The following is a 25,415-nucleotide window of genomic DNA, read 5'->3' as shown; positions in this document are numbered from 1 at the left end:
CGAAAACAGAAAAAGCGAGTAGCGAGAGCAGGTTCCCGGCTCCTGAAAATAAAATGAATTCACAAAACTTTTTATTTGTGTCTTTTTACTTCAAACTTTTTTATTATCTTTGCACTCTTAAAATATTTAACTGGGACGAGTTCCCTTAAAATTCAAACATTATGTCAGTAAAAATCAGATTACAAAGACACGGATCTAAAGGAAGACCATTTTTCCACATCGTGGTTGCAGATTCAAGAGCTAGAAGAGATGGTAAATTCATCGAGAAGTTAGGAACTTACAACCCAATTACTAACCCTGCAACAATCGATTTAAATGTTGATTCTGCTGTAAAGTGGTTAAACAACGGTGCTCAGCCAACTGATACTGCGAGAGCTATCCTTTCTTACAAAGGTGCTCTTTACAAAAAACACTTACAAGGTGGTGTTGCTAAAGGAGCTTTTGATGAAGCTGAAGCTGAAAAAAGATTCAATGCTTGGGTAGAAGCTAAGGAAGCTAAAGTACAAGGTAAAGTAGAAGGTTTGGCTACAGCTAAATCTGATGCCAAAAAAGCTGCTCTAGACGCTGAAGCTAAAGTAAACGAAGCGAGAATCGCTGCTGCTGCACAGGCTGAAGCTGATGCCAAAGCTGCTGAAGAGGCTGCAAACGCACCTGCTGAAGAAACTACAGAAGGAGAAGCTGCTGCTGAATCTACAGAAGAAAACACTGAAGCGTAAGAAAGCCCTGTATGCGTAAAGAAGATTGCTATTTATTAGGAAAAATCACACGCAGACACGGACTTGCGGGAAATGTTATCCTCAAACTGGATACCGACCAACCCGAGCTTTACAATAAATTGGAATCAATATTCGTTGAAATCAACGGATTATTGGTTCCTTTTTTTATTGAAAAATCATCCCGGAGCAAATCTGATGCGCTGAATATTTCATTCAAAAATTCTACGGAAGCGCTGGTAGATCAGTCTTTAGGTAAGAATGTTTATTTACCGCTTTCCACCTTACCTAAACTTTCGGGGAAACAATTTTACTATCATGAGATCATCGGGTATAATATTCTGGATGAAAATGATAACGACTGCGGCGTAATACGATCTGTAAATGATCAGACTGCACAAACCTACTTTATTACCAATCTCGACGGCAAAGAAGTGGTAATTCCTATCATCAAAGACTGGATTATTGAAGTAAACAGAGAAGAAAAATTCATTAAAATGCAGCTTCCTGAAGGACTTATCGATGTTTTTCTGGTTCCTTCCAAAAAAGATGAATAAATCTTAAAAATTCAGTTTTAAGCATTCACTTATCCACAAGTTACTTATTCAAATTACTTTTGTTCAAACACTGCGGGCAATAAATAATCCTGTATCATTTTATCAGCCTGCGAATGGGCGTAAGGTTGTCCATAGGCACTTGCCGTAATTACAATCACTAATGGCTGGTCTTTAAAAACAAGGATATAGTTTCCACCATTTCCTGCGCAATAGTATGCTTCGTATAATTTGCCTTTTGATTGGTAGCTTTTATTCCAGAATAGATAACCGTAATACTCGTTATCCCTACCGGTTATTTGTTTTTGTTTTGTAAAAGTTCTGTTGATCCATTTTTGGGAAAGAATCTGTTTTTTGTTCCAAATCCCGCCATTTTTATAAAGCTGACCATACTTTGCGAAATCCAATGCGTTCATTTTAATTCCACCTGCTGTGTTTGGAATATTTTGCGGGGTATATTGCCATTCATAATGATTGATTCCAAGAGGTTTAAACAACTTTTCATCGGCATAATTCTTTAGACCCTTAGGCGTAGATTGATCAAGAATGTCTCCTAAAACAACCACTCCGGCAGTGAAATAGTGCCATTGATGATTAAGTTTTTCCTGAAAAGGCAAATCCAGCGCAAATTTTACCCAATCTGGAGTGGGGTACATATTCTCTTCGTTTCCGGGACTGTTACCGTCTTCATCATTTCCATCCAATCCGGAGCTCATTGTCAAAAGGTCTTTAATGGTAATCTGTTCTTTGGCTGTACTGAAATTTGCAAATTGATGAAGCGGATAAAAAGTTTTAAGCGGTTGTAATTCATTTTTGATATAACCCTCGGAAATTGCTTGCCCCATCAATGTTGAAGTCAATGATTTCCCGACAGAGCGGGGATCGTGAAGCGTTTCTCTGGTTTCGCCATTGAAATATTCCTCAATTAATATTCCTCCGTTTTTTATCACAACAATACTGTTTATCTTTTTAAATATTCCTTCATCTATAGACCCTTTCAGTAATTTTATTTTTTCTGTATCGTATTTTTCCTTAGAAACAAAAAATCCATTGTAAGGAACTATTTTATTTAAAGTAATTGTTGAAATATCAATTTTTGGATTTCTTGCCACGTTCAGTTTCAGACTTCCCGCGGCAATTATTTCGCCTGTTTTTATAGTTTCGGTTTTTACGTAAGGTCGGATTTCCATTTTCAGAGTGTGACTGCCATCCGAAAGCGCCTGATCTCCGCCATTATGAAGAAAACGATTCCAAAAAGATTCGCTCCAGGAACCCTGACCGTTCAAATTATCGATAAAAGGTCGGTTTAACGAAGTAGCCTTATCCTGAATGTCAGGTTGTGGAGCTCCCGGCATTAGGTTACTTTTATAGATTTCTTTTCCGTCCACAAACAATGTAAACTGATAATTTCCGCTTTTGAATAATGAATCTAAAGGAATTTCAGGTGCCAGAAAATGCTTATAATTGGTCAGAGAATTATCAAAATAAGCAACAAAAAAAAGATTGCTCTTGTTGGTAAGCGTGTAGAAATCTAAAAAATCTTTCTGCTGTAAAATATGGTCTCCGATTCTCTTATCTGTAAAAAATATTTTCCCGGTATTATTTTTCTGTAATTCTGTTTTTATACCTTCCGTTTCGACAATATTTACTTTTTGACCAAAAGAAAACATTTGAAATATTATCGATAACAATAAAGTCAGATACAATTTATATTGTTTTGAGAATGTAGACATGAATATCTTTTTTATCTGACAAAATTAGACTTTCCCTTTTGTAGAAAATAGAATGAAATTAACATTGCTATTTCTTCAGAATATTTCTATACTTTAAAGGTGTAATACCTATATTTTCTTTAAAACACCTGATAAAATGACTTTGGTCGGAAAAGCCGCATTCCAGTGCAACTTCCGATAAAGACTCAAATTCATTCAGGATTTTCAAAGAATTTTCCACTTTTAATTTCCTGAGATATTCTCCTAAGGTACAATGGAAATATTTCTTAAAATCCCTGCTCAGATGGATCGGGTGAATGTTTACTATTTTTGCAAGGTCTGATAAATTCAATTTTTCCATAAAAGTTTCATGAAGAATCTCGTCGATTTGTTTTACCCACAAAGGATTTTTTTCTCTACTGGTTTTCAGGCCGGCTATTTCGTGAAAAATATCAAGCAGGATTTGATCTGTCGATATTTCAAAAGAATTATCAATGCTTTTTGTTTCTTTGAAAATACGGTACATCAATAGCTTTACTGCCGGATTTTTAATATTAAAGCTTCCTTGTGTTTTATCTTTTAAAAGCTGAAATTTTTCAAACCAATCTTCCGAAATTTCAATATGAAAACCCCTTGTAAACACATCAGGTTTTGTATTGTAGTGTGAGTCCTGCCAGTGATGATAAAGCAGTGTTCCGGTTGCACAGTCATATATTTCTTTTTTATTGCCTTCGGTCATATTTCCCTGCAGCAAAAAGGTGAAATAAGGGTTTTCGTGATAATGCCAGTCTACGAAGGCGTGCGTATATTCCGTATCTGTAATCGTTAATCCCCCGAAGCGCAAAGTTTCAGTGGTTTGTCCGAAAAACTCACCGTTGCGAAGATTTTTCATAGCGTAATTATGTGTTTTAAATCTTCAATCTGCAGATATATTTTATTGAAGAACTTTTTCCTGTCCCGATTACCGGAGGTACTCAGCGATTTTGAGTTTTTGATCTGGTGCTCAAAATAATTCTGTGTTTCTTTACAGGTTTTGTCATCATTAATCAATATATATCCGAACATATTGGTGGGAATGGCAAAAAGAGACTGTTGGGGATGATGGAAAAAAATGTCATTGGAGAGATGCATCAGTTCATTTTCATATAAATGGAATTTCGGATTGTTCTCGGTTTTCTGTTCGATATATTCTATTAATTCTTTTAGTTCCTGCAGGATAATTCCTGCTTCATTCCTTTTCAGAAGTCCGGTTTCGCAATAATAAACAATTTGCTGCAAAACGCTGGAAACAGTCATATCATTCCATAATTCAATTACATTCTGCTCTTCATATATTTTTCGCAATTCTTTAGTATTCCATTCAAAATCTGGAGGAGAGAAGTCTAAAAAAGGAATAAAAACCTGTTTGGCATTTAAAAGATTCATCCAGACATACACCTTAAAACGGGAGAGCAGTGTATCGGAAAGCGTGTAAAAGAAAGGAATGTCTTTCGCGGAATAATAAATGGTCATCTCATGGCTAAGCGGAAGATTTTCAAAAACTTTCAGGTTGTTTCTGAAAAAAGACTCCAGATCCTCTGTTTGGGTTACGGCTGAGGTTTTTCTTGCGATAATCTGATGATCGGAAACCTGAAACTGATCTAAAGAAATCTGGAAATATTTGGCCAGCTCCACTGCTTCCTCAAAACTGAATTTTGCCTTCAGGGAGGTTCTCCGGTGTGCGGCATCGTAGCTGATATTTAGAATATTCGCAATCTCATCATTTAAAGATTTGTTTCCGATTTTTGTACGGATCTGCCTGAGTAAAAGTTCCTGATGCATGCTTTGCGATTTTCACAAATGTAGAGATTTATTTTAATTTTTTTCCGCATTTATTCTATTGCTTTTCACCAATAATTTTGAAGTATAATTTTAAAATTCAATAAATTATTATGAAAACATTACCTTATATTTTAATCGCTTTACGGTTTGTTCTTGCACCTGTCATTTTTTGTTTATCTTATTTCATGGGTGAAAAATCCCGGTTTTTAATTTTGATATTGATGTATTTCGGATTATTAACGGATATTTTCGATGGAATAATCGCCCGGAAAACAGGAGTTTCTTCTGAAAGACTAAGGAGAATGGACAGTCAGACCGATATGATTTTCTGGCTTTCTTTAGGATTTGCTGTTTATTTTTTAAATCCTGATTTAATAAAAGATGAATGGATTGGCGTCATTATAATTCTGGGAATGGAAGCTGTATGTTATATCGTAAGCTGGTTGAAATTCGGAAAAGAAACATGTACCCACGCCTTTTTGTCAAAAATGTGGGGGCTTAGTCTGCTTACTGCATTTACTTATCTTATTGGATTTCAACAGGCGGGATGGGCATTTTACCTGACGGTTGTTCTCGGATTTGTAGCACATATTGATGTGATTCTCATTATTCTCATTCTCCCGAAATGGCAATATGACGTCCCAAGCTCTTTCCATGCCTGGAAAATCAGAAAAGGAAAACATACAAAGAAAACAGTTTTATTTAATTAAATCTAATCATATGAAAACGCTGAAAGCAAAATTCACTATCATTTTACTTTTTCTTACATCCGGAATATATGTAAATGGACAGTTTAAAACAATTCAGGACAGTCTGGATTATGAATTGCATTATAAAAAATATTATGACTGTAAATATGAACCGGGATATGTTTTAATTGTTCAAAAGAAGGGGAAAATTATTGATCCGGCAAAAAGCTGGAAGCCCTCAAAGGAAGGGTTTGCCATGAGAATGGAAGCAATTTATGATCTGGAATTCCGGGACGGAAAAAGATATAGATCGGGTGTTATTAAAAATATTACAAAAGATTCTCTCACCATTTCTTCTACGATGAATGAAAATTGTGCAAAATATGAGGGAATAAAATATGAGCTTTTTACCTATTCTGTAAAAGATATAATGACAGCAAGATTTATAAACGACAGATCATTGGGAATTTTCAGCAGAAAGAAAATAAATGACGATTATGAAGTCTTTGCTATGACAGTTGATAAGGCAAAGCTTTGTCCCGCAGTATTGACTTTCCCGAAACGGAATAATGAAGTAAAGGTCTGTCATTATTATTTAACGGAACAGGGTTATGACCTACTTTACGAAACAAATGGATTTTTAGATTATATGCAATACCCAATTTACCAACAATAAATATCAAAATTAAACGAATAGAACTATTTATGTCTTAAAACGTTTTTTGTACCTTTGCACTCATTAATTTTTACATAAAAAATTGAATCAACAAATGAAAAAGCAGACAATTAAGGAAATCCTTGAGGATTACAAGAAAGTATTACATCATGATATTACGGTTTACGGATGGGTAAGAACATTCCGTGCCAATCGTTTCATTGCACTTAATGATGGTTCTACGATTAATAATTTGCAGATTGTTGTTGATTTTGAAAATTTTGATGAGGAGATCATCTCTAAAATCAGTACAGCAGCTTCCCTTAAAATTGTAGGTGAAGTGGTGGAAAGCCAGGGAGCAGGACAGGCTGTGGAAATCCTTGCGAAGAAAATTACAATTCTGGGAGACAACTTTACGGAAGAAAGAGACAAAACCATTCTTCAGCCTAAAAAGCATTCCCTGGAGACATTAAGAGAGCAGGCTCATTTAAGATTCAGAACCAATTTATTCGGAGCGGTTTTCAGAGTACGTCACGCGGTGAGTTTTGCCATCCATTCTTTCTTTAACCAGAATCAGTTCTTTTACATCAACACACCTGTCATTACGGGAGCGGATGCAGAAGGAGCAGGAGAAATGTTTGGTGTTACCAACTTCGATTTAAACAATATTCCTAGAGACGAACAGGGAGATATTGATTTTGCACAGGATTTCTTCGGAAAAAAAACCAACTTAACGGTTTCGGGACAGCTTGAAGGAGAAACGGCGGCAATGGGATTGGGAAGAATTTATACATTCGGTCCTACGTTCCGTGCGGAAAATTCAAACACAACAAGACACCTTGCGGAATTCTGGATGATTGAGCCGGAGGTTGCTTTCAATAATCTTGAAGATAACATCGATCTTGCAGAAGATTTCCTGAAATATGTAATCCAATATGTTTTGGATAACTGTAAAGACGATCTTGATTTCTTAGACAAGCGTTTTGCGGAAGAGCAAAAATCAAAACCGGAGAAAGAAAGAGCGAAAGAAGGTCTTATCGAAAAACTTGAAAATGTGGTTTCAAAACGTTTCAAGAGAGTTTCTTATACGGAAGCGATTGAAATCTTATTAAATTCTAAAGAAAATAAAAAAGGAAAATTCCAGTATCCTGTTGAAAATTGGGGAACCGATCTTCAGTCTGAACACGAGAGATACCTGGTGGAAAAACATTTTGAAAGTCCGGTAGTTTTATTTGATTATCCGAAAGAGATCAAAGCATTTTACATGAAGCTTAATGAAGACGGTAAAACCGTTGCGGCAATGGACGTTCTTTTCCCTGGAATCGGCGAAATTATCGGTGGTTCAGAAAGAGAAGCACGACTGGATATTTTAAAGCAGAAAATGACAGATATGCATGTTGATGAGCATGAGCTTTGGTGGTATCTGGATACAAGAAAATTCGGTTCTGTTCCGCATGCCGGGTTTGGTTTAGGATTGGAAAGATTAGTTCTTTTCGTAACGGGAATGACGAATATCAGAGATGTAATTCCTTTCCCAAGAACACCTAAGAATGCAGAATTCTAAAAAATATTCTTAAAATACTGAAATCCTTCCGAACAAAACGGAAGGATTTTTTATTAACTTTACTAAAATTTTGGAAATGAGCACGATTACAATACATACGGATAATGAAAACCAGATTAATCTGCTAAAGGCACTTTTAAAGGAATTAAAAATTAATTTCGAGATTGAAAAAGAAGAAAAACTTACACAATGGCAGAAAAAACGTTTGATTGAAGGTATTGAGCAGGCAGACCGGGGAGAGTTTGCTACAGATGAAGAAGTTAAAGAAATTTTGAATCAATGTTTCAAATAAGGTGGACCAGAAAAGCTTTGTTTTCTTTTGCTGATACTTTAAATTATTGGAATTTTCATAACTCTTCTCAGAAATATTCCAGAAAATTACGAATCGAGGTTGAAAAGAAAGAAAAACTTATTTCCAAAAATCCAAACATCGGCACCTTATCAGAAATTGAAGGAATACGATATGTACTGATTGATAAAAATTTTTCTATCTATTACAGAGTAGTTGAAAATACTGTTGAAATTCTTGCTTTTTGGGATAACAGAAGAAATCCTGATAAATTGGAAATATAAATAATGAAAAAGCCCTGACAAACATTGTTCAGGGCTTTTCTGTTTATTTTAAATAGCTTATTATGGTCTTGATAATGCAAAAATCGTGCTAAAATTTATTTTTATCAAAATATTTTCCTAAATTCGTGGAATATGTTATGTTAAATACTATCTGGTACTATGCTTAAACAACACTTACAACTCAAATTAGGGCAGAAGTTGGCCCCTCAGCAAATCCAGCTGATGAAACTGATCCAGCTTCATACCCTTGAATTTGAAGAAGAACTTGAAAGAGAATTAGAAGAAAATCCTGCCTTGGAAATTGTGAAAGAAGAATCTAAAGAGGATGATTTCTCCTCTCTGGAAGAATCTTATGAAAGTGAGGGTACGGAAAGCATTGAAACGGATTTTGATGTAGACCAATATCTTTATGACGACGAACCAAGCTATAAAACCGCTTCCAGCAACTATTCTCCGGACGACGAAGAATTTGATAACGAAAGCCTTTTAACGGAAGGACAATCGCTTTACGATTATCTTCTGGAGCAGATTCATCTGGTAAATATCAGTGAAGAAGACGAAAAAATTGCAGAATATCTTATCGGAAATCTTGATACAGACGGATACCTGAGAAGAGAAATCAAGTCGATTGTCGATGATCTTGCTTTTTCTCAGGGAATTTATACTACTAAAGAAAAGGTGGAAGATATTCTTGAAAACTATATCCAAAAGCTGGATCCGCCGGGTGTGGGCGCAAGAGGACTTCAGGAATGCCTGCTTTTACAGATCGAAAAGAAAGTAAGCTCCGATAAAGCGGTTTCTCTCGCAGCCAATATTCTGAGATATCAGTTTGATGCGCTTACCAACAAACATTATAATAAGATCATTCAAAAATATGATATTGAGGAAGAAGATCTGAGAGATGCATTGGATGAAATTTCAAAATTATCCCCGAAAGTAGGAGGTAACTTTGATACGCAAACAATTACCATCAATCAGGAAATCATTCCGGATTTTGTGATACAGGTAAAAGACGGGCAGGTAGTTCCCATGCTGAACAGTAAGAATGCACCGACTTTAAGGGTTTCTGAAGAATATAAAGATATTTTAACTACGTATTCTCATGATAAGAATTCTTCAGAACATAAACAGGCGGCTTTATTCATCAAACAAAAACTAGATGCCGCCAAATGGTATATTGATGCTATTAATCAGCGACAGAATACTTTGTTGCAAACGATTACGGCAATCGTAAAATTCCAGAAAGATTATTTCATCACCGGCGATGAAAAGTCATTGAGACCAATGATCCTGAAAGATGTAGCTGATATCACCGGATTTGATATTTCAACGATTTCAAGAGTGGTTAAAAGTAAATATGCCGATACGCCCAACGGAATTGTATATCTAAAAGACCTCTTTTCAGATAGCCTTACCAATGACGATGGAGAGGAAGTTTCTACAAAGGAAATTAAAACCCATCTTCAGGAAGTTATCAGCAAAGAAAATAAAAGGAAACCCCTTACCGATGATGCACTGGTAATGATCCTGAAAGAACAGGGCTATAATATTGCCAGAAGAACAATCGCCAAGTACCGTGAGCAGCTCAATATTCCGGTAGCGAGATTAAGAAAAGAACTTTAAATAAATAAAAAGCACTTCAAACGAAGTGCTTTTTTATGTTTAGTAATTTAGATTAAACTTCCTGCGAATCAATTTCCCGGAGCTGTTTAAGATTTTTATCCAGCTTACTCATGATAATGCCGTACACCAGTCTGTAATAAAGCCAGATCAGCAGTACTGAAAATGCAGTTGTTACAATGATTCCTATAATAAATATGGTCATTTCAGAACTTTTAGGCTCAACATTTTGTGCATTTAAAGAGTAAAATATGAAAATAGTAAAGATTGAGGTGAAAGCTACCAGTAAAAGTATACTGATGAGGATAAATGCATTAACTGTTTTTTTGAAAGTAAGAATTCTTGTAATCAATCCTTTCAGATTTTCCTCAATTCTGATTTTACGGTAATTCTGATAAAATTTGAAAACAAAATATGCAGTTACCATAACACTTGATATTTTCAATATCCAATAAATACTTTCAAAACTGTTTTCAATTTCTGGTGTTTTTTGGGCGCCCAGTTTTTCCAGGATATTGAGAAAGCCGTTATCTTCTTCATTCTGAAAGAAATAGAATATTCCCATTACGGAAAACAGTAAAAATTCTGCTACGCTGATCCAGAAGATATATTTCACGTAATTCCGCGATTTCCTGTTAAGCATCTGAAGGATTTCATTGTCATCGTATTTTTTTTGAACAGGTTGTTCCTGCCACGTCTTCTTAAAGCTGTCTAAATCAAATTCAGGCATATTTTTCCATCTTTTCTTTAAGGGTTTTCTTTAATCTGTTCATTTTCACACGCGCATTAACTTCAGTAATTCCGAGGTTTTCTGCAATATCCTTATAAGGCAAATCATCCAGATACATCATTACAATCGCTCTTTCCACATTGGGAAGCGTTTTTATTACAGTATACAAAAGTGATACCTGTTGTTGCTTTTCATCATCATCTTCGATAAAATCGGCGAGATTGATGTCCAGTTCATTCGTAGGTAGGCTTTTGGCTTTTTTTCTGAAAAGGGTAATAGCTGTATTGAGGGCAACACGATACATCCATGTAGAAATTTTAGAATTTCCTTTAAATGAGTCATAACTTCTCCATAATTGTAACACAATTTCCTGAAAAAGATCTTCCTCATCCTCTAAAGAATTGGTATAAAGCCGCGAAACTTTGATAATCAGCCCCTGATTATCCTTAATAAGCTGCGCAAATTCTTTCTCTTTTGAGGCCAATGCAGATGTATAATTTTAGTGGTACGAAGATATGATATAATTTGAGAATTTGAAAATTTAAGTAATTTGAAAATGAATGAATAACATCAAACCAAAATCATTTTCTTGCAGATTAAAAATTTTCAAATTATCACATTGTCAAATTTTCAAATTATCTATCTTTGCAGCCACGAGAAAATCGGCTTGTTGATTTCCCGTTTCGGGAGGTAGGAAAGTCCGGACACCATAGGGCAGCAAAGCGGATAACATCCGTCACCCGCGAGGGTAGGACAAGTGCAACAGAAAGGATGTACAGTTCGGCTGTAGTGAAATCAGGTAAACTCTTTGTGGTGCAATGATAAGTATATCGGTTCTTTTCAGCAATGAAAATAGGAGTTGCCCGCTCTGAAAGCCGAGGGGTAATCAGCTAAAGTTTTGCAGCAATGTAAAACGCAGATAAATAACAGGCACTTCTTCGGAAGTACAGAATCCGGCTTACAGATTTTCTCGTGGTTTTTAAGCTGAAGGTTAGAAGCCTGAAGCTCGAAGTTTAAAATTATTGTTAAAACTTCCATCTTCATGCTCCCATCTTCCATCCAAATTTATTTTTCACTTTCCAGTTGTTTTTTAGCTTCTTCTAATCCGGCTTTATCTTCTTCAGAAAGCTTAGGATATTTAAGATTCATTTTCTCCAGCGCATCAATAATAATCTGAATGGCTGCGACTCTTGCAAACCATTTATCATCTGCCGGAAGTACAAACCATGGCGCACCGTCTTTAGAGGTTTCATTAATAGCTTCCTCATAGCATTCCATATATTTTTCGAAGACAGCTCTTTCGGGAAGGTCAGCTGCTGAGAATTTCCAGTTTTTTTCCTGTTCATTGATCCGGTCGAGGAATCTTTTTTTCTGTTCATCCTTGGAGACGTGCAAAAATATTTTTACGATAGTTGTTCCGTTTCCGGTCAAATGCTTTTCAAAGTTTCTGATACTTTCGTAGCGATTTTCCCAAAATTTATTATCAAAATCTTTTACGGATTTCCAGGTTTTTTCGTTCAGATTATATTCAGGGTGAACTTTACATACAAGTACACTCTCATAATGTGACCGGTTGAAGATACCAATCATTCCCTTTTGTGGTAAAGCCAGGTAATGCCTCCATAAAAAATCATGTGCATATTCTCTAGAACTCGGTGTTTTAAAGCTGGTTACATTACAGCCCTGCGGATTTACCCCTCCGAAAACATGTTCTATCATGCTGTCTTTTCCTGCGGCATCCATTGCCTGAAGCACTACCAGAAGAGATTTGCTACCGTCTGAATATAATCTTTCCTGAAGCTCACGAAGCTTTTCTTTTTCCTGAATCAGTAATTGCTCACCTTCTTCTTTGGTGAGTTTCCCTTTATATTGTGTTGAAGCTTTTTTAATAGAAAACTTTCCTTTTACTAAAAAATCATCTGAGAAATTGATGTCCATATTTTTATTCGTTATTAAAGATAAAAGATAAAAGATAAAAGATAAAAGATTAACATTAAACATTAAACATTAAACATTAAACATTAAACATTAAACATTAAACTCATATCTAAACTTCAGCCAAACCTATATAAATATAATAAAAAAACCGCCTCACTGAGACGGTTCTTCTATTCTTTGAGTAGAGCTTACTTTGCAGCAGCAGCTTTTTTAGCTAGTTTTGCAGCTTTTTTCTCTTCTTTAGCTTTAGCTTTCAATTCAGCAGGAGTTAAAGGTTTTGGTTCCGGAGCGTTCGGATCAACGTTTCCTTTGATGTAGATTACGCTTCTGCTGTTTGCAGGATCATTGGAAAATACTTCAATCATTTTGTTGAACCCACCGTTGATGGCAGTATTATACCCAACTTTGATTTTAGCAGATTTTCCCGGCATGATAGGATCCTGGCTGAATTCAGGGGTTGTACATCCACAAGATGCTTTTACATTTGAAAGAATAAGAGGCTTGTCACCTGTATTGGTTACTGTAAAAAATCTTGTACCGTCTGAACTTGGTTTGATTGTACCGTAATCAAAAGTTGTTTTATCAAACGTGATCGTTTGTGCAGATGCCAATGCGAATGTTCCGAATAAAGCAATTCCTGCGATTAATTTTTTCATATTCTTGAATATTAAATATGTTGTTAGATAAATTTTGAGAAACAAAGTTAAAAATTATTTTAATTCATACTTAAAATTTTTTTTCTTTAGACTATTTTTGCAAATTGTAAATTAAAGTAATAGAATTTATGCAGATTTCAGAAAAGTACAATCCACAGGAAACAGAACAAAAGTGGTACAATTACTGGTTGGAAAATAAATATTTCCATTCAGAACCGAATGAAAAGCCGCCTTACACTGTTGTGATCCCTCCGCCGAACGTGACGGGGATTTTGCACATGGGGCATATGCTGAATAATACCATTCAGGATGTTCTGGTCCGCCGTGCAAGAATGCAGGGGTTCAATGCCTGTTGGGTTCCGGGAACAGATCATGCTTCCATTGCTACGGAAGCGAAGGTGGTTGCTAAACTGAAGTCTGAAGGAGTCAATAAATCCGAGATTACAAGAGAAGAGTTTTTAAAACATGCCTGGGAATGGACTGATAAATACGGGGGAACAATCCTTGAACAGCTTAAGAAATTGGGATGTTCTTGCGATTGGGACAGAACGCGGTTCACCATGGAACCGAAACTTTCTCAGCAGGTTATTAAATCTTTTGTTGATTTATATAATAAAGGCCTCATCTATCGTGGTTACAGAATGGTAAACTGGGACCCGGAAGCAAAAACCAATATTTCCGACGAAGAAGTAATTTTTAAAGAACAAAACGGAAAATTATATTTCCTGAAATATGCCATAGAGGGATCAGAAGAATTTCTTTCCGTTGCAACCACACGTCCTGAAACTATTTTCGGGGATACTGCGGTTTGTATCAATCCTAATGATGAAAGATATGCTCATTTAAAAGGTAAAAAAGTAATTGTTCCGATTGTAAACAGAGTAATTCCGATTATTGAAGATGAGTATGTAGATATCGAATTCGGAACAGGAGCTTTAAAAATTACACCTGCTCACGATGTTAATGACTATGAGCTTGGGCAAAAGCACAATCTTCAAATGATTGATGCGCTGGATGATGACGGAAATCTTAATGATTATGGGTTACATTACGCCGGAAAAAACAGATTTGAGGTAAGAAAGCAGATTGCGAAAGAATTAGAAGAAAAAGATCTTTTGCTGAAAGCTGAAGATTACGTAAATAAGGTAGGAACGTCTGAAAGAACAGGTGCGGTTATCGAGCCTAAAGTTTCTGTGCAATGGTTTCTGAAGATGTCTGAAATTGCAAAACCGGCTTTGGATGTGGTGATGGATGATGAGGTTAAATTTTATCCTGAAAAGTTTAAAAATACCTACAAACACTGGATGGAAAACATCCGCGACTGGAATATTTCCCGACAGCTTTGGTGGGGACAGCAGATTCCGGCTTATTATTACGGCGATGGCGAAAATGACTTCGTAGTTGCAGAGACTATCGAAGAAGCTTTGGCTTTAGCTAAAGAAAAAACTCAAAACGCAGAACTCGAGATCCAAAACTTAAAACAGGATGAAGATGCTCTTGATACTTGGTTCTCATCATGGTTGTGGCCGATGTCGGTTTTCGATGGATTGCTGGATCCTGAAAATAAGGACATCAATTATTATTATCCTACTTCAGATTTGGTAACAGGTCCTGATATTATTTTCTTCTGGGTGGCCAGAATGATCATGGCCGGATTGGAATACAGAAAAGAAGTTCCGTTTAAAAATGTTTATTTCACAGGAATTGTAAGAGATAAGCAGAGACGAAAGATGTCTAAATCTTTAGGAAATTCACCGGATCCGCTGGAACTCATGGACAAATACGGAGCAGACGGAGTTCGTGTAGGAATTTTATTGAGTTCAGCAGCCGGAAATGATCTTCTTTTTGATGAAGATTTAATGCTTCAGGGAAGAAATTTTATGACGAAAATCTGGAATGCCTTCCGTCTGATCAATATGTGGAATCATGAGAATAAACCGGCCAACTCAACAGAAACTCAGACCATCGAGTGGTTTGAAAATAAATTAAATAAAACCATCGCTGAAATTAATGATCAATTTGAAAAATTCAGAATTTCTGATGCTTTACATTTGATTTATAAACTGATCTGGGACGATTTCTGCGGCTGGTATCTTGAAGCAATTAAACCGAATTACGGAGAAGGAATTTCAAAAGAAGTTTATAGCCAGACCATTCATTTCTTTGAAGAATTAATGAAATTACTGCATCCGTTTATGCCTTTCTTAACTGAAGAATTATGGCAAACCATTTCAGAAAGAAGTATTGAAGATGCATTAATTGTTGCTCAACAGAAAAAAGCAGGGTCATTTAATGAAGATATTATTAAAAACTTCGAAATGGCATCTGAAATTATTTCCGGAGTAAGAAATTACCGCCAGACAAAAGGCATCTCACCAAGAGAAACAGCGGAAATTTATACCAATGCTTCAGAATTTGCAAACGAAGCCGTTATTAAGAAATTAGCCAATGTTTCAGAGATTCATTTCGGAACAAAAACAGATAAGCCGAGTTTCACATTCCTGGTTGGTGCAACGGAAATTTCAATTCCTTTAAGTGAAAACTTAGATTTAGGAGAAGAAAAAGCAAAAACAGAAGAAGAATTGAAATATCTGAAAGGATTCCTGATTTCTGTAGATAAAAAGCTTTCCAACGAAAAGTTTGTAGCCAATGCAAAACCGGAAGTCGTAGAAGTTGAGCGCAAAAAACAAAAAGATGCACTCGATAAGATTGCAATTTTAGAAGAAAAGCTGAAAAGTTTATAATAAAAGGTTTAGGTTAAGGTTGAGTCTCAAGCTTAGCCTGAACCTTAATCTTAGCCTAAATATAACAATGACACACGTAGAAAACATAAAAAAGTTATTTTCCAAAAACTTTGTGGAAAGTCCATTGCTGGAAAGCTTTGAAGTTGGAAAAATATACCTTTCAAGCGGTCATCTTGTTGCTTGTGATCCTTTGATTACAAACGATATGAAATCCTTCACAACAGTATTTCCGAAAGGAGATTTTTCCGTTTTGCTGCATAAGGAAAGAGAAAGCAATTGCGTAGCATATGCCGAAATCATTTTCAGTCAGGAAGCTATTACCGAATGGAATCTCGCTACCACAGAAGGCCAGAATATGAAAGATCTGTCGGAAGGTGAAGTTTTCGGTTATCCTGTAGAAAGCGGTATGGGATGCTTTATGGATGCTGATACACAGACTGGGCTCAACGAGCTGGAACAAAGGTTGTATCACAGTAAAGGTGCAGACTTTATGGGGATTTACGAAGAGTTTTTCCATGAATATTTCTTTGATGAAAAAGGAGCAATCGATCAGTTTGCATTTTTAAAACCTAAGGAAGATCATCCTGGAACTATTTTTGCCTTTGAAACAGGATATGGTGAAGGATTTTATGCCAGCTATATTGCTTACGATAAAAACCGGATGCCTGTAAAAATCGTAACTGAATTTATAGAAATTAGTTGAGATTTTAATTAATAAATATTCAGTATTACCAACACAACTATTAATGTATTAAATGCAATGAATTTTTCATCAGATCATCCTCAGATAATTGTTGTAGGCAGCTCTTCTATAGATCTTGTACTGGAAACCGAAAAAGTTCCGGGAAAAAACGAAACCGTTATTGCTACTCATTCTGAAAGCTTTTTTGGCGGAAAAGGCGCCAATCAGGCTGTTGGAACGGCAAGGCTTGGCGCAAGCGTGTATTTTGTTGGTTGTGTAGGGCAGGATCCCGTTGGACAACAGATCATGAGAAATATGATCAGTGAAAATGTAAATGTAGATTTCGTTTTTGAGACCGATCAGGATGCAAGCGGAACAGCTTATGTTACAGCGTCCCATGGAAATTCTGCTATTGTTGTGGTACCTGCTGCCAATAATTATTTAAATACGAAACATGTAGAATCTGCAGACCGGTATTTTCAGACAGCGGATCTAATCCTTCTTCAGCTTGAAATTTCTATGGATGTTGTGGAATTTACCGTCAGTAAAGCTAAAAAATACGGCAAAAAAGTAGGATTATACGCCTCTCCGGCTCAAAGACTTTCTGAAGAATTGGTTGAAAACCTTGATTTTATTATCGTCAAAAGTAATGAATTACATATTCTTTTCGGAGAAGAACAGAGAGAAGAAATCCTAAAAAAATATTTCAATAAAGTTTTTGTAAGAGATGATATCAACTCTACCGTTTATTTCGATGGAACAGAGATGAAATACTGCAGGAATGAGAAAGATAGTACAATTTACAAAATGGGAATGGGAGACGCCTTTACCGTAGGATTTTCTATTGCATTATGTCATAATAATGATATTGAAGATTGTGTAAAATTCGGAAATGAAGTTTCTGCAAGGGTTTCTACGCAAAAAGGTTCACAAACCGGACTTCCCAGATTGTCAGATTTCGTTTTATAAAACTATTTGGAACATATCGAAAGTTATAAAAACAACAGCTGAATCCAAACTAAAATTTCCACTTTTATAGTGGATTTTTCTTTTACCTATGGAGAAGTTACTTATTACAACACAGGACCAGGCTATTATTACGGCTCATTTATTTTTACCGGTGCATAGTAATCGCAAGCTATTGGTTATTAATTCCGCAACTGGAGTGAAGCAGCAGGTATACTTTTCTTTTGCCCGCTATCTCGCTGAAAACGGATTCACCGTAATTGCATATGATTACCGTGGAATTGGTCTTTCAAAACCCAGGAATATAAAGAATTTTAAGGCTTCGATGCGAATCTGGGGATCCGAGGATTTTAAAGCAATCACTTAATATATAAAGCTTAATTTTAAAGATTATAAAAAATATTGTCTTGGGCATTCTGTGGGAGCATTAATTTTAGGAATGAATAAAAATTCGGATATTTTTGAGGAATTTGTTTTTGTCGGAACGCAAAATGCTTTTGTTGGAAATTTAAAATTCAGGACAAAAATTGAAGCCTATTTAGGATTCGGGATTGTGCAGCCATTAACAACAGCTTTATTAGGATATTTCCCGGCACAATGGTTTGGATTGGGAGAAAGTCTTCCGAAAAATTGCGCATATGACTGGAGAACCTTAATTTTAAACAGGAAATCGACCAATAGATTATTGGAGAAAACTTATGACTATTCTAAAATGTTAACACAAAAAGTATTGGTAATCAGGGCTCAAGATGATGTGTGGCTCACTGAAAAAGGTGTGAAAAGCCTTCTGAATGATACCTATCCTAATCTGAAGCCCACCTACAGACTGTTAAAAACTTCAGAGTCTGAAAAAGGTGAAATAGGACACGTTAACTTTTTCAGAAGTTATAACAGCAAACTCTGGAATATTATTTTAAATGAATTGATATAATGAATAAACTGATTGAAAACACGGTAGAATTTGTAAAAGAGAAACTGAAAGGCGCTGAAGCCGGCCATGATTGGTATCATATTGAAAGAGTCTGGAAACTTTCAAAAAAAATTGCTGAAACGGAAGACTGCGATCTGGAAGTTGTTGAGCTGGCAGCCTTGCTTCATGATATTGCCGATCCTAAATTTCATAACGGTGATGAGACCGTGGCTCTAAAAGTTTCACGTGAATTTCTGGAAAATCAGCAGACATCAGAAAATGTTATTGAGAAAGTTTTGTTTATTATTAAAAATATTTCATTTAAAAACCGGGCAGAAGCTCCTGAAAATCTCCCTGTTGAACTCAAAATTGTACAGGATGCAGACAGAATTGACGCCATAGGAGCCATAGGAGTTGCCAGAACCTTTAATTTCGGAGGCTTTAAAAACAATCTGATGTATGATCCGGAAATCAAACCTAAGCTGAACATGCCGAAAGATGAATATAAAAAATCCAACGGTACCACCATCAATCATTTCTATGAAAAATTATTACTGCTGAAAGATCTTATGAATACCCGGAAAGGAAAAGAAATTGCAGCAGAAAGACATAGCTTCATGCTGCAATTTCTTGATCAGTTTTATAAAGAGTGGAATGTCAGCTGATATTCTTCTGAAAGCCTTTTAAATTAAGTATCTTTGCAACATGGTATTTATTGTTCTGGCGATTTTCTGGACTTTGGTGATTTCTCTTTTTTTGTCTAAAATTAAAAGAGGAAAGGGAGCCGAATGGGCAAAACTTTTTCGTATAGTTACCATCGTTTTTTCTATTTCCATTTTTACTTACTGGTTTATAAAAAAAAGTGCGGTAGGAATTGTGGAAGATTCTGTTGCTCTGCAGGTCATTAATAAACTTCCTCAACCCCTGGATTTTTATGTTATAACGCTTAATGATACGGAAGTAGGTAAAGTAATTGATACTAAGCACATCGGAAATATCCGTCCGGAATATTACCGTATAGAATACCTCAAAATGGATAATTCCGATGAATACTGGATTGCCGGATATTTGGGCAAAAAAAATCTTGTATATTTTTCTCAGCATGCATTACCTAATAAAAATATGGATCAGATTATTGAGGTCCGGAATTATATCAACCAAAGTTTTAAACTTTCGGATCTAGCAAAAAAGCAGGTGGAAGAGTACAATTACGAGAATATTAAAATTGGAATCTGGATAACACTTGATTTTCTGCTGCTTTTTCTCAATCTAATCTTATTGATCAAAAACAGAAAATAAAATTCCGGCTTGCGAAAGCAAGCCGGAATTTTTATCTTTAAGATGGTATAAAACAATCACGGATAATCTAAAATCATCATTATTCTCTCCTTAAATTCTTCCGGGCAGTTTTTTATAATTTTATCTTTATTATGTTTACTGATCTGTTTTGGCTCTACCCATTCAGTATTATCAGAGCTTAAACTATTGCTGTCGTACACTCTTTTAATTTTGTCGTCTTCATAAAAGATGTATTCATCTCCCAACCAGTTTGTTGAAATACTTATTTTACAAATTTCATTTTCCATATTGGTTTTTTTTAATTGTCATTTTTTTTCTAATTTAACAATTATTACAATACGAAAAATATTTTGCAAGTATTTCTTTTACAGGGGATAACAGGTGAATTATTTTTCTTAAAACAGTGAATTTTAATTAACTTTATTACACTGGATAGTGAATAAAATTAAAATTTATCAATCCTTAAAACAAGGTTCCGGTACTTTCGGTTGCCATTTTAGGGATGTGAAAGTCTGTTTTCCACTCCTCATTCATTTTTTTTATCAAATAAGCAGATAGAAGAGGAGAAGCTTTTTCGATATTCTGGTGCACAAAAAAGTAAAGATTCTGCAGGCCTTCTTTCTTCCATTTTGTAAGATGATCCAGCCAGTCATCAAGACGTTCATAATCGCTTTCTGCATTAGCACCAACGTAGCGGATGAAAGCTGTAGGTGTCGTAAGCCGCATGTGAAGCATATCCCGTCTTCCGGCAGTGTCTACAATAATATTGGTGATATTGTGCTCTTCAAAAAGCTCACAGGTTGTATCCAGGATTTCTTCGTTGGTAAACCACTCTGTATTTCTTAATTCAATGGCTAGCGGTACTTCTTTAGGCCAGTCTTTCACGAATTTTTCCAGTCTGTCATAATCTTTAGGCTTAAAATTATCATGAAGCTGAAGAAACACCATCCCTAATTTTTCATCAAACTGCATCACTGAGGTTGCAAATTGGGTAACAGGTTCTGTCACATCTATCAATCTTCTGAAGTGTGAAACAGTATTGGTAATTTTAGGGAAGAATTTAAAGTCTTTGGGAGTTTTTTCTTTCCAGGTGTGTACCTGTTCCGGAGTAGGCATCCCATAAAATGTGGCGTTCAGCTCAATAGAGTTGAACTGGGTTGAATAATAGGTCAGTTCATCTTTGGTACCTTTCGGATAAAATCCTTTCAGGTCGGTTTTATTCCATTTTGCACATCCTATGGAAATATTTTCCAGGCCTTTTTTGTTATGGCTTAAAATTTTCTTTGTTTTGGGATGATCTTTAGGTAATGTAAAATCTATTTTTGAAGGATCTTCTACTTGTCCGAATTTCATATCTGAATTTTTAGTGATTATCTCTTTAACAAATATAAAAGAAAAAAGCACGCCGTAAAAGCGTGCTGAAGTGAATATGTAATGTTTATTATTTGAGAGTCTTATGCTTCACAAGCGGTGCAGGTAACAAAGTTTACCATCATTTCTTTAGAAACAGAAGAACTTCTTTGATAATAAAGAGTTTTTACTCCTTTTTTCCAGGCTTCAATGTATAAATAGTTAACATCTTTCACCGGCATTGTAGAAGGTATCTGAAGATTCAGGGACTGTGCCTGATCAATATATTGCTGTCTTTGGGCTGCCTGAGAAATAATCTCCATCGGGGAGATTTCTTTAAATGTTTTAAATACTGCCTTCTCTTCATCGGTCAGCTCCTTCAAATGCTGTACAGAACCGTGATTTAACATAATAGTTCTCCAAGTTTCCTCATTATCAAGGCCTTTTTCAGCTAATAATTTGGCAAGGTATTTATTTTTACGCATAAAGTTTCCTTTCGCAAGACCCGCTTTAAAATAATTGGATGCAAACGGCTCGATTCCCGGAGAAGTCTGTCCGAGGATCGCAGAACTTGAAGTCGTAGGCGCAATCGCCATTGTCGTGGTATTTCTTAACCCATAACCCTTCAGTAATTCAGGTTCTCCATAGATGTTTGCCAGTTCTCTCGAAGCCTGCTCTGCCTGTTCCTTAATTCTTCTGAATGCTCTTGCATTGAACTGCGTTGCTTCAAAGCTTTCAAAAGGAATCATATTTTTCTGAAGATAAGAGTGATAACCTAAAACACCTAAGCCTAATGCTCTGTGTCTCATGGCAAAATTTCTTGCTCCCTGAAGATAATAGTTCCCTTCCGTTTTGTCAATGAATTCAGATAAAACAGCATCTAAGAAATAGATAGCCAGCTTTACTGCATCAGTGTCTTTCCACTCATCGTATAATTCAAGGTTCATGGAAGATAAACAGCAGATGAAAGATTCTTCCATGGTTGAAGGAAGCATGATTTCCGAACAAAGGTTACTGGCGTTTACTGTTAATCCTAAGTCTTTATAAACCTGAGGTTTATTTCTGTTCACGTTGTCGGTAAAGAAAATGTAAGGAAGTCCTTTTTGCTGACGGCTTTCCAATACTCTTGCCCATACTTTACGCTTTTCCATATCACCGTCGATCATGTCCTGCATCCAGTAATCCGGCACACAGATTCCTGTAAACAGGTTCTGGATAGGGCTTCCGATATCTTTAATCGATAAAAATTCTTCAATATCTCCGTGATCAACATCCAGATAAGCTGCAAAAGCACCTCTTCTCACTCCGCCCTGAGATACCACATCCATCGCCGTATCAAAAAGTTTCATGAAAGAAACGGCTCCTGAAGATTTTCCGTTGTCTGTTACTGCCGTTCCTCTGTTACGCAGTTCCCCGAAATATCCTGATGTTCCGCCACCGATTTTGGTCTGCATGATGACTTCACCCATTTTGTGGGTGATTCCTTCAATGCTGTCCGGAATGTGAACGTTAAAGCAGGAAATAGGAAGACCTCTCTGGGTTCCCATATTGGCCCATACCGGTGAAGAAAAACTGATCCATCCTTTGGTGATCATTTCCTTAAATGCAGGTTGAAGCTCCGGCTTATACAGTCTCTTTGCTGCCGCCGTGGTAATTCTGTCGATAGCACCTTCTACTGTTTCCCCTTTCAGCAAATAGCCTCTGTTGAGCATCTGCTCGGACTCTTCATTGAGCCACCATATATTTGTACTTTGTTCTTCCATTTTTTTATATTGTAAAATGCCAATGCATTGTTTATTTTTAGGAGCATAAAATTTTGTCCTTCTTTCATTGGTGTACCTGCTTTCGCTACTCGCTTTTTTCTCTTTCAAAGAAAAAGAGCTCAGACATGCCGCTCAATCAGGGCTAAGATAAGTCTTTGTCTTTTTGTCAATCCAAAAATTAATATCTTTTGTGTACCATGAAAGTTTTCGACTCCAAACCTAACGGGTTTTACTTACAACAGTTCGATTGTTGTCATTTTTAAAGAAGAGGAATCTCAGATTTTGAGATTCTTCACTTCGCTGCGCTTTTTTCAGAATAACAGATCGCTAATACTACCTGTTTCGACGCTCGCTTCGCTCGCGCAAATTCTCAAATCAAATTAGAATAAATCGTTCGCCGTAATACTCTTATCGTGTTTTGTATAATCCACCGGTCTTTTCGCAAAGAAATCATCCATTGAATTGGCAAACACTTCCTCTTCGAACCACACCATTGGGCGGTATTGTTCCGGAGTGACATTGTATCTTGTATTCATGTTGATTTTCTTTAAACTGTCATCAACACGGTATTTCATAAAGTTTAATAAGTCTTCTTTTGAGAAAACATTCAGCTCTCCCAATTCGAAGATCCAGTCAAGGATTTCTCCTTCCAGTTCTACAGACTGGTCAACTAAGGTATAAATATCTTCAATATCAGAATCAGTTAATAAATCAGGCTGTTCTTCACGGATTTTATTGATCAGGTAAATTCCTGCATTGGCGTGAATCTGCTCATCTACGGAAGTCCATGCGATGATATTGGAAACATTCTTCATATATCCTTTGAATCTGGTGAAGGAAAGGATGATGGCAAATTGAGAGAAAAGCGAGACGTTTTCAATAAGGATACTGAATAATAAAAGAGAAGAAACATATTCCTTAGGTGTTGCAGAATTGGCGTGCTTCAGGACATTTGATAAAAAATCAATTCTCTTTTTTACGGCAGGAATTTCTACGACATGAGTAAATTCTTCGTTATAGCCTAATACTTCCAATAATCTGGAATAGGCTTCAGAGTGACGGAACTCGCACTCTGCGAAGGTAGATCCTAAACCGTTGAACTCCGGCTTTGGAAGATGGTTATATAAATTTCCCCAGAATGTTTTTACAGATACTTCAATCTGTGCAATAGCCAGAAGTGCATTTTTTACGGCGTGCTTTTCGTGTGGTTCCAGCTGTGAATGAAAATCCTGAACATCTGCGGTAAAATCCACTTCCGAGTGCACCCAAAATGACTTGTTGATTGCTTCCACGAATTGAAGAACCTCAGGGTATTCAAATGGTTTATAGCTTACTCTTTTATCAAAAATTCCCATATTTAGAATGTCTTAAAAATTAATAATGATCGATGTGGATAAAGTTCAAAAAATATTCAACATTTTGATTTGTTGGTACTTACGGGTAAAAGTTATCAACCCGGCAAAGTATTTATCTTTTGGTGATGAACATGTACAAAGTTAGAAAACAAGAACTGTATTTAAAAGGGCGAAACACTAAATGATTGAGTTTTAACCTTAAAAGTTTTCCACATTTACATCAAAACCGCTTAAATACTGGCTTACAAAGGAGTATCATTGAAAAATGTTTGTTAAAAGCTGATTGAAGTTAAACAGTTTTTTATAAAGTTCTATTAATAAAGGACAAATTTATTAAACAATAATTTAATTAAAGAATTTTTCTTTCTGCGTAACAAATTAAAATTTATACCTACTTATTGGATAAAACATATCCCGCTTCATGTTAGTAATTCAGGATTTACATAAGTCATACGATACCGGAAAAAGTAAACTTCATGTTCTTAAAGGAATTAACCTTACCATTTCCGAAGGTGAGTTTGTTTCTATTATGGGGAGTTCCGGATCCGGAAAATCAACCCTGCTTAATATTATCGGTATTCTTGATGAAAAGGATTCCGGAATATATGAGCTGGATGGCGTTCCGATAGAACACCTTTCGGAAGTAAAAGCTGCGGAGTACAGGAGTAAATTTTTAGGATTTATCTTCCAGTCATTCAACCTGATCGGGTATAAAACCGCTCTGGATAATGTTGCCCTTCCTTTATATTACCAGAATGTTCCGAGAAAAGAACGTGAACGCAGAGCAATGGAGTATCTGGAAAAAGTAGGGCTTGCGCAGTGGGCCAACCATTTGCCCAATGAACTTTCTGGAGGGCAGAAACAGAGGGTTGCCATCGCAAGGGCTCTTATCACCAACCCAAAAGTTGTACTTGCCGATGAGCCTACCGGAGCATTGGATTCCAAAACCACACACGATATTATGAAACTGCTTCAGGATATTAATAATGAAGGAAAAACTATCATTGTTGTTACACACGAACCGGATGTGGCTGCCCAAACCAAACGAAATGTCATTCTGAAAGACGGAATTATAGAAAGTGATGAGTTTATTAAGCAGCTGGTTTTATAGGCTGGAAAAT

At 36.1% G+C, this 25,415-nt stretch carries 27 protein-coding genes and 1 other RNA gene; 17 read left to right on the top strand and 11 right to left on the bottom strand.

All coding sequences use genetic code 11. The features are described 5' to 3' along the window. Nucleotides 1-161: 161 nt before the first annotated feature. Complete coding sequence (locus U9K52_RS18440) at nt 162-716, top strand: 30S ribosomal protein S16 (RefSeq protein WP_072885130.1); 555 nt, start codon at nt 162-164, stop codon at nt 714-716. 11 nt (nt 717-727) lie between these two features. Beyond that, nucleotides 728-1,270: a ribosome maturation factor RimM gene (gene rimM / locus U9K52_RS18435; RefSeq protein WP_312173338.1), complete on the top strand. Its 543-nt coding sequence runs from the start codon at nt 728-730 to the stop codon at nt 1,268-1,270. A gap of 53 nt (nt 1,271-1,323) precedes the next feature. Here rimM and U9K52_RS18430 read toward each other — a convergent pair whose 3' ends face one another. The 3 genes from U9K52_RS18430 to U9K52_RS18420 all read right to left on the bottom strand — a co-directional run bounded on the left by U9K52_RS18430 (nt 1,324) and on the right by U9K52_RS18420 (nt 4,800). Beyond that, nucleotides 1,324-3,000 (bottom strand): serine hydrolase, encoded by a 1,677-nt coding sequence (locus tag U9K52_RS18430; RefSeq protein WP_322927691.1) that lies wholly within the window; start codon nt 2,998-3,000, stop codon nt 1,324-1,326. A gap of 67 nt (nt 3,001-3,067) precedes the next feature. Next, nucleotides 3,068-3,871, bottom strand: a complete 804-nt coding sequence (locus U9K52_RS18425) for a helix-turn-helix domain-containing protein (protein ID WP_248391263.1) — start codon at nt 3,869-3,871, stop codon at nt 3,068-3,070. Continuing rightward, nucleotides 3,868-4,800, bottom strand: coding sequence for a hypothetical protein (locus U9K52_RS18420; protein WP_322927690.1), 933 nt, complete (start codon nt 4,798-4,800; stop codon nt 3,868-3,870). Before U9K52_RS18420 ends, U9K52_RS18425 begins: the two co-directional genes overlap by 4 nt. Before the next feature lie 110 nt (nt 4,801-4,910). Between U9K52_RS18420 and U9K52_RS18415 the strand changes: the two genes are divergently transcribed. From U9K52_RS18415 to rpoN, 6 genes are all read left to right on the top strand, one after another. Then, a complete protein-coding gene (locus tag U9K52_RS18415; RefSeq protein ID WP_248391265.1) occupies nt 4,911-5,510 on the top strand; it encodes a CDP-alcohol phosphatidyltransferase family protein in 600 nt (199 codons plus the stop codon). Nucleotides 5,511-5,520: 10 nt separating this feature from the next. After that, on the top strand, nt 5,521-6,165 hold the full coding sequence (locus tag U9K52_RS18410) for a hypothetical protein (RefSeq protein WP_248391266.1): 645 nt from the start codon (nt 5,521-5,523) through the stop codon (nt 6,163-6,165). 94 nt (nt 6,166-6,259) lie between these two features. Continuing rightward, nucleotides 6,260-7,708, top strand: coding sequence for an asparagine--tRNA ligase (gene asnS / locus U9K52_RS18405; protein ID WP_248391268.1), 1,449 nt, complete (start codon nt 6,260-6,262; stop codon nt 7,706-7,708). A gap of 76 nt (nt 7,709-7,784) precedes the next feature. Next, nucleotides 7,785-8,000 (top strand): DUF2683 family protein, encoded by a 216-nt coding sequence (locus U9K52_RS18400; RefSeq protein WP_263601416.1) that lies wholly within the window; start codon nt 7,785-7,787, stop codon nt 7,998-8,000. Next, complete coding sequence (locus U9K52_RS18395) at nt 7,988-8,281, top strand: type II toxin-antitoxin system RelE/ParE family toxin (protein WP_263601415.1); 294 nt, start codon at nt 7,988-7,990, stop codon at nt 8,279-8,281. The genes U9K52_RS18400 and U9K52_RS18395 overlap by 13 nt, the downstream gene beginning before the upstream one ends. A 159-nt stretch (nt 8,282-8,440) precedes the next feature. Continuing rightward, nucleotides 8,441-9,904 (top strand): RNA polymerase factor sigma-54, encoded by a 1,464-nt coding sequence (rpoN, locus tag U9K52_RS18390; protein ID WP_263601414.1) that lies wholly within the window; start codon nt 8,441-8,443, stop codon nt 9,902-9,904. 52 nt (nt 9,905-9,956) lie between these two features. Here rpoN and U9K52_RS18385 read toward each other — a convergent pair whose 3' ends face one another. Both U9K52_RS18385 and U9K52_RS18380 read right to left on the bottom strand, forming a co-directional pair. Continuing rightward, a complete protein-coding gene (locus tag U9K52_RS18385) occupies nt 9,957-10,631 on the bottom strand; it encodes a beta-carotene 15,15'-monooxygenase (protein ID WP_248391272.1) in 675 nt (224 codons plus the stop codon). Next, nucleotides 10,624-11,115 carry an RNA polymerase sigma factor gene (locus U9K52_RS18380; protein ID WP_248391273.1) on the bottom strand — a complete coding sequence of 164 codons (492 nt, stop codon included), beginning with the start codon at nt 11,113-11,115 and terminating at the stop codon, nt 10,624-10,626. Before U9K52_RS18380 ends, U9K52_RS18385 begins: the two co-directional genes overlap by 8 nt. A 170-nt stretch (nt 11,116-11,285) precedes the next feature. On the opposite strand from U9K52_RS18380, the gene rnpB reads away from it, so the two are divergent. Next, nucleotides 11,286-11,608: RNase P RNA component class A (rnpB, locus tag U9K52_RS18375), an RNA gene on the top strand. A gap of 88 nt (nt 11,609-11,696) precedes the next feature. On the opposite strand, the gene U9K52_RS18370 is transcribed toward rnpB, so the two are convergent. Further along, a complete protein-coding gene (locus U9K52_RS18370; RefSeq protein WP_322927689.1) occupies nt 11,697-12,569 on the bottom strand; it encodes a PPK2 family polyphosphate kinase in 873 nt (290 codons plus the stop codon). A 188-nt stretch (nt 12,570-12,757) separates the two neighbouring features. Beyond that, nucleotides 12,758-13,225 (bottom strand): DUF1573 domain-containing protein, encoded by a 468-nt coding sequence (locus U9K52_RS18365; protein ID WP_322927688.1) that lies wholly within the window; start codon nt 13,223-13,225, stop codon nt 12,758-12,760. 128 nt (nt 13,226-13,353) lie between these two features. On the opposite strand from U9K52_RS18365, the gene U9K52_RS18360 reads away from it, so the two are divergent. From U9K52_RS18360 to U9K52_RS18330, 7 genes are all read left to right on the top strand, one after another. Then, a complete protein-coding gene (locus tag U9K52_RS18360) occupies nt 13,354-15,969 on the top strand; it encodes a valine--tRNA ligase (RefSeq protein WP_263601412.1) in 2,616 nt (871 codons plus the stop codon). A 67-nt stretch (nt 15,970-16,036) separates the two neighbouring features. Further along, a complete protein-coding gene (locus tag U9K52_RS18355; RefSeq protein WP_263601411.1) occupies nt 16,037-16,672 on the top strand; it encodes a DUF4241 domain-containing protein in 636 nt (211 codons plus the stop codon). A 57-nt stretch (nt 16,673-16,729) separates the two neighbouring features. Beyond that, complete coding sequence (locus U9K52_RS18350; protein ID WP_263601410.1) at nt 16,730-17,620, top strand: ribokinase; 891 nt, start codon at nt 16,730-16,732, stop codon at nt 17,618-17,620. Nucleotides 17,621-17,708: 88 nt separating this feature from the next. Further along, entirely contained in the window at nt 17,709-17,984 is a 276-nt protein-coding gene (locus U9K52_RS18345) for a serine aminopeptidase domain-containing protein (protein WP_322927686.1), read from the top strand. Between the two features lie 72 nt (nt 17,985-18,056). Beyond that, a complete protein-coding gene (locus U9K52_RS18340) occupies nt 18,057-18,548 on the top strand; it encodes a hypothetical protein (protein WP_322927685.1) in 492 nt (163 codons plus the stop codon). After that, a complete protein-coding gene (locus tag U9K52_RS18335; protein ID WP_322927684.1) occupies nt 18,548-19,192 on the top strand; it encodes an HD domain-containing protein in 645 nt (214 codons plus the stop codon). The genes U9K52_RS18340 and U9K52_RS18335 overlap by 1 nt, the downstream gene beginning before the upstream one ends. Nucleotides 19,193-19,232: 40 nt before the next feature. Further along, on the top strand, nt 19,233-19,826 hold the full coding sequence (locus tag U9K52_RS18330; RefSeq protein WP_248391295.1) for a hypothetical protein: 594 nt from the start codon (nt 19,233-19,235) through the stop codon (nt 19,824-19,826). Between the two features lie 56 nt (nt 19,827-19,882). On the opposite strand, the gene U9K52_RS18325 is transcribed toward U9K52_RS18330, so the two are convergent. The 4 genes from U9K52_RS18325 to U9K52_RS18310 form a co-directional block, all read right to left on the bottom strand. After that, a complete protein-coding gene (locus tag U9K52_RS18325; protein ID WP_248391297.1) occupies nt 19,883-20,113 on the bottom strand; it encodes a hypothetical protein in 231 nt (76 codons plus the stop codon). A gap of 175 nt (nt 20,114-20,288) precedes the next feature. Then, on the bottom strand, nt 20,289-21,179 hold the full coding sequence (locus U9K52_RS18320) for a DUF72 domain-containing protein (protein WP_248391299.1): 891 nt from the start codon (nt 21,177-21,179) through the stop codon (nt 20,289-20,291). Between the two features lie 101 nt (nt 21,180-21,280). After that, nucleotides 21,281-22,939: a ribonucleoside-diphosphate reductase subunit alpha gene (locus U9K52_RS18315; protein ID WP_072885148.1), complete on the bottom strand. Its 1,659-nt coding sequence runs from the start codon at nt 22,937-22,939 to the stop codon at nt 21,281-21,283. A gap of 380 nt (nt 22,940-23,319) precedes the next feature. After that, nucleotides 23,320-24,294, bottom strand: coding sequence for a ribonucleotide-diphosphate reductase subunit beta (locus tag U9K52_RS18310; protein ID WP_263601406.1), 975 nt, complete (start codon nt 24,292-24,294; stop codon nt 23,320-23,322). 421 nt (nt 24,295-24,715) lie between these two features. Here U9K52_RS18310 and U9K52_RS18305 point away from each other — a divergent pair, with 421 nt between their 5' ends. Then, nucleotides 24,716-25,405, top strand: a complete 690-nt coding sequence (locus U9K52_RS18305) for an ABC transporter ATP-binding protein (RefSeq protein ID WP_248391305.1) — start codon at nt 24,716-24,718, stop codon at nt 25,403-25,405. Nucleotides 25,406-25,415: the final 10 nt, after the last annotated feature.

Source organism: Chryseobacterium sp. MHB01, from assembly GCF_034651565.1.
Classification (GTDB): Bacteria; Bacteroidota; Bacteroidia; order Flavobacteriales; family Weeksellaceae; genus Chryseobacterium; species Chryseobacterium nepalense.
The sequence above is the reverse complement of the archived record's forward strand: the minus strand, read 5'-3'. Positions and strand labels throughout refer to the sequence as shown.